The sequence below is a fragment of the Paenibacillus sp. P4_E11 genome, from assembly GCF_056401635.1.
Map to the genome: position 1 here is coordinate 1 of NZ_JBFUIX010000168.1, position 6,504 is coordinate 6,504.

Consider the following 6,504-nt stretch of genomic DNA (forward strand, 5'->3'; position numbering starts at 1 on the left):
TGTGTACAGTGATTTGACGGAGCAAGAGAAGCAGCGAACAGCGGAAATTAAATATGATATGGAGCAGATGCGAGAGGAATTCGGATTCGGTTTAGCGGAGCAACCCTTTGCTTTTCTTAATGAATTTCAAGGAGAAGAGTCTGTAATTACAGACTCTTCCCTTAGGGCGGAAGCGGAAGAAATTTGTTTGGACGACCAATGGGGCGTAGCGTTTAGTGTAACGGCGGTAAATAGCCGGATGGATATATTCGTCAAGCGGTTCATCGATAAGGTACAGAAGCGTTTTGGCATTCAGCTTCATAATGATCGAGATTCGACTTATGCGAAGCGGATTGAACTATCGGTTCGTTCCGGGGATCATCTCCCCGCTGAAAGTCACTCCTTGATGATCGGTCCGGATCATATAGCGATCAACGGTTGCGATGAAATTGGGGTATGGAGAGGGCTCCAGCATTTGGTACAAATCATGACTGAACGCCGAGCTCCCTATCTTACCAAGGGTTATATAGAGCGGATGACCCGATACGATTTGAGGTACAACTATTCCCATTTTGCCGTGTATGGCGATCCTTTGTTGGAGCCAGAGCTTGATCCATACCCGGATGAGCTGCTAGAGAGGTTAAGTGATTTGGGCATCAACGGAATATGGCTGCAAGGGATCTTATACCAATTAATTCCTTGGAGTAAAGCACCGGAACGAAGTCTTCACTGGGAGATTCGCTTGGAAAACCTGCGTAAGCTGGTCGACAGAGCGGCATCCTATGGAATTGGTGTTTACTTATATTTAAACGAACCACGATCGATGCCCCTTTCTTTTTTCGAACAGCACCCCGAATGGAAAGGGCATGAATTGGATGGATATGCAAGCTTATGCACCTCTCAACCGGAAGTACTGAGCTATCTGCGGGAATCGTGCGCCGAACTCTTCAAGCAAGTATCGGAGCTTGCGGGTGTTTTCACCATAACGATGTCAGAGAATCTGACAAATTGCTATTCCCGGAGCTATCCTAACGCACCTACCAACTGCCCGAGATGTGCACAGAGACCTATAAATGAAATTGTTGCAGAAGTCAACCGGGTGATTGCCGAAGGCATCTACAGTGTGAATAAACAAGCCAAGGTTCTTTGCTGGACTTGGGGGTATACGTATTATCGCGGCTGGACTCCCGAGGTCATGCAGCAGACGGTAAATGATTTGCCTGCGAACGTTAGTTTGATGTCAACAAGTGAATTTGAGCTTGAAACCCAAATAGGTGGTGTCCCATCCAAGTTATCGGATTATTCCATTTCCCAAGTCGGACCGAGTACCAAATCAAAAGGATTTTGGGAGATGGCAGCATCTCGTAAGTTGACAACAGTCGCCAAGGTGCAATTTAACACTTCCTGGGAATGTGCTGCTATTCCGTATCTTCCAGTCATCCCTTTAATTAAAGAGCATTTGCATAATTTGGCAGAAACAAGGGTCACCGGTCTGATGTTGAGCTGGACTTTGGGTGGATATCCATCCATGACACTGGAATATGCATCCCATTATTATTGGAACGAAGCGGGAAAACTTCCGATGGATACTCAAACGTTTGCTGTCCTCAAGTTTGGAACGGAGGTCGGCCCGGTCATCGCCGAGGCTTGGGTTAAATTCAGTCAAGCGTTTCATGAATTCCCCCTTTCCGGATCGATCTTATATACAGGCCCGCAAAACGCCGGACCTGCCAATCGATTGTATTTGAAGCCGACGGGATACAACGCGACCATGGTTGGTTTCCCCTATGATGATTTGAAATCTTGGCGGGGCAATTATCCCGAAGACATATTTGCCGAGCAGTTGCGGAAGATTGTGATGGGCTGGCGTGAGGGCTTGATCCTCTTGAAAGCTGTAGAAACAAAGGCAGAGCCGCATAGTCTTGTGCAGTTCCGTGAGATGCAAAGAATGGCTTTAGCCACCTACCACCATTTTTGCAGCGCTTGGCACCAAACGGAATTCATTCGGCTAAGGGAAAAGTGGAATCCATTGGAGGAAGGTTCAGAAAAGAGTGAATTGGCGGCTACCATGCGGCAAATTCTGATCGAGGAGCGGAAACTGGCAGGAGCCCATGCTCAGTTGATGGGTGAGGATTCCAAAATCGGGTTTGAAGCGAGCTGTCATTATTTTTATACCCGTCAGGACCTGATGGAAAAAGTCCTAAATTGTAATGATCTGTTAAAACAATTATCCATAACAGAAAAAGGATGATTTCACATGGGAGAAACCATCGGAAAACAAACTTTTCAAAAACAAAACGTGAGCGAAGAATTAATTAATATCATTAAGAAACAAATTTTATCTGGGGAATTGAATCCCGGAGATCGCATCGTGGAAACCAAGTTAGCCAGAGAACTGGGACTCAGCCAATCACCGGTTCGGGAAGCTTTGCGGCAATTGCAAGGGGAAGGGATTATTACTATTGTTCCGAATAAAGGGCCTTCCGTAGCAACATTGGTAATGAAAGATGTATTCGAAATTTACACGATACGTTCCATGCTAGAAGGTTTAGCAATCCGCTTGGCCACAAAACATGCCACTGATGAGGATATTGAAGCTCTGGAAACTTTTTTTAATAGGATGAAGGATAAGCTCGCAGATGATTCCGTGCAATATTTACTGGAGGATTCTTTACATATTCATGAGACGATTATCAGACTTTCCAATCATACTCGTCTTTTTTCCATGTATAAATTAATAACCTTCCAGGTCGCTCTGGTGAACCGGATGTTAGGAACGAGATCTTCGAAGGAAAGAGAAGTGGAAGAGCACTGGGAGTTGATCGTCGCTTTGAAGAGGAGAAATCCCGACGAGGCGGAGACTATTATGCGCAAACATATCTATCACTCGTATTGCAATTTTGTCGAGCTGCAGGAGCTGAAAACCAGTAAGTTTGATTATGGTGAAAATGTTTGGTATTAGCCATCGGTTTCGGGAGCCAAGGTTTGATGCGATTTTACTGTTTTGCATGCCTGTGCAGTTGAAATCTTGACTGTCTGATGCTTCATGTTACCAGGGCCTAATGCAGGAAGCAATGACGATAACCCGACTCAGGTGCGAATCAGGTCGGGTTATCGCCTCAACTAGTACAATCTGGTTTGGGTATTTCTCACATATCTCAGACCAATGCATACCAGCACCTCCGAAGTACCTTAATATCAATTTGTTATGTTAAGATGGGGGAAAACCGCTACCAAAGGATTGAACGTGGGATGCTATCGATTAAACAATTCGCAGAAAGAACAGGCCTGTCCCCTAGTGCATTACGATTCTATGAAACGAAAGGTGTCTTGGTTCCGGCAGCCCGTTTCGAGAGCGGTCATCGCAAATACGAGGGGGATCAAATTAGCCAAGCTCGATTGATCCAAAATGCGTTGATGAACAATATGAATCTTCAAACGCTCTATTTCAGCCTCTTTGGTTGGAAGCTATCAATCAGGTAAAGTAAGTAGAGGAAAGCATTGCACGCTGAAGGAGGGGGATAATGAAGTGAATAAAACAACCGGAAAGCTAACATAGCTTATAGGATGTCCAAGCAATTAGATGGAATAGCGTCTATTATCCGGCATCGTTTCCGTCATTCAACTGCCCTACGCCAACCGGGAAACTGTTCGCGTGATCCCGCATTCCAAGCATGCATCACTACAATGGCTGAGCCCTGCAAAAGTATCCTTTATTCTGTAGATGCTAATACTATTCCGCCAAGATCATAAGGTTTCTCTCATCCATATGAGCATCTCCCCGCCATCGCGGTTGTCCCAGTATGCATACGGAACTGCACGAAATGTTGTCGGCTGCTGCAACTTATCTTCAGTATCGAACAAGCGATTGTCCCACCCTTCCTCCGAACGGCGCAGCGCTCGTCCTTCCAGTACGGTGACCCCTCCGAGCAGTGACGGGTCAAACCGGGCTTCGAGCTCGGAATCGATTGGCAGTGATAAGGCGAACAATTCAGCACCGTTATCCGTCTGTTCAAGACAATAGACGAGCGGTCCACGCTGCAGCGCCACACGGCCAGCATTGGCACGGACACGCGGATGGCTATAAATGCGGTTGACCGGCATCGCCAAATCGAGCGTGATTGCATCACCCGCGTGCCATTCACGGTGAATGATGGCGTAGCCTTTCTCCAGCGATAGTGGAAGAACCTCCCCATTCACCGCAAGCGTAGCTTCGCGGCACCAGTTCGGAATGCGCAACCGAATTCCGAATGATGCTGATTGCTCGGGTGTCACGAGAAGTGTAATACGCCCCTCCCACGGGTAAACATGCCGCTGCTCCAATGTAACGACTTGCCCTGCAACCGGAATCGCTGCTTTGCCCTGCAAATACAGATGTACCGCTATGTCGTCATCATTATGCGAATAGGCATATTCACCAAGGGATGCAACCAGCCGGGCAATGTTCGGCGGACAGCATGCGCAGCCGAACCACGATTTCCGATGATGGGTGCCGTTCGTCTCCAGTGGATTCTCGTAGAAAAACGCTGTACCGTCAAGCGAAACACCGCTGATCACACCGTTATACAGTGAACGTTCCATCACATCGGCATATTTGCTGTCACAATCGAGCTGCAGCATGCGATGGTTCCACAGGACATAACCGACAGCAGCACATGTTTCCGCATAAGCAGTATCATTCGGAAGATCATAGTCCTGCGAAAAGCCTTCGTTGTGCCGGGATGATCCTATACCGCCTGTGAGATACAGCTTTTTTTTGTACAGATTGTTCCAGATTGTCTCGCACGCTTGCAGCAATGTCGCATCTCCGAGTTCACCTGCCAAATCAGCCATCGCACAATACAGGTACATCGCCCGTACGGCATGGCCGACAACTTCCGTCTGCTCGCGCACCGGTATATGCGCCTGCGCATAATTGTAGTTGTTAAACAGCTTGTGCTTTTCCCCACCGCGGATAGCCAGTTCCATGTCGAAATAATGCGGCTCCTGTCCACGCTCATCAATAAAATATTGCGCCAGCCGCAAATAGTTTTCTTTTCCGGTTGCCCGGTATAACTTGACCAACGCCAGCTCGATCTCCTCATGTCCGCAGTAGCCGCGCAACTGCCCTTCGCCAGTGCCAAACACTTCCCCGATATAATCGGCATACCGGCACATCACGTTCAGCATTTTTGTTTTACCCGTCGCTTCATAATGCGCGACTGCAGCTTCCATCAGATGTCCCGCACAGTACAGCTCGTGATTCATACTTAAATCCTGCCATCTGCCTTCCGGCTGAACTGCGGTAAAAAAAGTGTTTAGGTAACCATCCGGCTGCTGCGCTGCTGCAATCAGCTCGATCGTTTCGTCAACAAGCCGATCCAATTGCACATCTGGCGTTGAAGCCAACCTGTAGCTCGCCGCTTCGATCCACTTGGCCACGTCGGAATCCCAAAAAATATGCGGTTTCCGGTCTTGACCCGGTTTCCAATTTAATCGAAATGCATCGATCCGGCCCGTTTCCTCACACTGTTTATACTGGAATGGCAGGGTGACATCCCGGTTGATTTGAATACGTGGAGACCAGAAGGCATCGTCTACGGTGACTTGCGTGAACCGGACAGGATACCATTTTCTACTAACGGTTTTTGCTGGTGTGGACATTGTATTCGCTCCTTTTTCCCACTAATATAAATAGTACGATCCGAATATCTGAACAATACTAGATTAGGGGGAATTCACTCTCTATACCAGCTATAAATCCAACATAAATTAACACAATCCGAATGTAAAAGAAGGGATACCCGCATGTCGTCTTTCTGTTTTACAGCACCGCCACTTCCTTATTATTTATACAGTGGCGAGGGAGTTTACGAACCGGGGGATATACATCCTGCAAGATCTCATATTGACGTCTTTGATCTTCTTGTCGTAACAGAGGGATGTTTATATATGGGGGAAGAAGACCGTACATGGGAGGTGAAGGCAGGACAAGCGCTCCTGCTGCGTCCCGATGCCTATCACTATTCAAGCGAGAGTTGCCGGGAGCAGACGCACTTTTTTTGGCTTCATTTTTATCCAGCCAATCGATGGGAAGAGCTAATCGAGGAAAAAATGGCGCAATCCGATATACAGATCCATAACGAGCAGGAAAAGGAACAGAACCGAGACCATGATGGAGCTTCTCCACACCCTTATACCAATGTTTTTGCCCTGAATGTTTCTCGTTACTGCGAATTGTCGCAGCCCGTGGAGATGTACGAATATTTACGTAGCCTGAATGACATGCGTCGGCAGTCAAATGATTGGGCCAGATTGCAGCAGCAGGTGCTGTGTCTGCAGATTCTGCAAAATCTCGCTCGGGAGCAGCCTYCCCAGTCTCACTCTACTCTTGTACAAGTGGCGGAAAAAGCGGCGACTTATTTGCGCATGCATTATCAGGAAGATATGACCTACGACCGGCTTGGTCAAGCTCTCAATTACCATCCCATCTATGTGGCGAAGTGCATGCGCAAAGTGTTCCACCTCTCCCCTCTCGAATATTTG

At 47.5% G+C, this 6,504-nt stretch carries 5 protein-coding genes; 4 read left to right on the plus strand and 1 reads right to left on the minus strand.

Annotated features, from left to right (window positions below):
• From AC1DWB_RS30170 to AC1DWB_RS30180, 3 genes are all read left to right on the plus strand, one after another.
• A partial coding sequence (locus AC1DWB_RS30170; protein ID WP_477544796.1) for a glycoside hydrolase family 20 zincin-like fold domain-containing protein occupies nucleotides 1–2,230 on the plus strand: 2,230 nt, incomplete at its 5' end.
• 6 nt (nucleotides 2,231–2,236) lie between these two features.
• Nucleotides 2,237–2,941 (plus strand): GntR family transcriptional regulator, encoded by a 705-nt coding sequence (locus AC1DWB_RS30175; protein ID WP_477544797.1) that lies wholly within the window; start codon nucleotides 2,237–2,239, stop codon nucleotides 2,939–2,941.
• Nucleotides 2,942–3,231: 290 nt separating this feature from the next.
• Nucleotides 3,232–3,462 carry a helix-turn-helix domain-containing protein gene (locus tag AC1DWB_RS30180; protein ID WP_477544798.1) on the plus strand — a complete coding sequence of 77 codons (231 nt, stop codon included), beginning with the start codon at nucleotides 3,232–3,234 and terminating at the stop codon, nucleotides 3,460–3,462.
• A 264-nt stretch (nucleotides 3,463–3,726) separates the two neighbouring features.
• Here AC1DWB_RS30180 and AC1DWB_RS30185 read toward each other — a convergent pair whose 3' ends face one another.
• Nucleotides 3,727–5,622, minus strand: coding sequence for a glycoside hydrolase family 127 protein (locus AC1DWB_RS30185; protein WP_477544799.1), 1,896 nt, complete (start codon nucleotides 5,620–5,622; stop codon nucleotides 3,727–3,729).
• 144 nt (nucleotides 5,623–5,766) lie between these two features.
• Here AC1DWB_RS30185 and AC1DWB_RS30190 point away from each other — a divergent pair.
• A partial coding sequence (locus AC1DWB_RS30190; RefSeq protein ID WP_477544800.1) for an AraC family ligand binding domain-containing protein occupies nucleotides 5,767–6,504 on the plus strand: 738 nt, incomplete at its 3' end.

What these genes read in the sequence shown, in the direction of transcription:
- AC1DWB_RS30175 (WP_477544797.1), top strand. Translation starts at nt 2,237, where the DNA reads ATGGGAGAAACCATCGGAAAACAAACTTTTCAAAAACAAAACGTGAGC.
- AC1DWB_RS30180 (WP_477544798.1), top strand. Translation starts at nt 3,232, where the DNA reads ATGCTATCGATTAAACAATTCGCAGAAAGAACAGGCCTGTCCCCTAGT.
- AC1DWB_RS30185 (WP_477544799.1), bottom strand. Translation starts at nt 5,622, where the DNA reads ATGTCCACACCAGCAAAAACCGTTAGTAGAAAATGGTATCCTGTCCGG.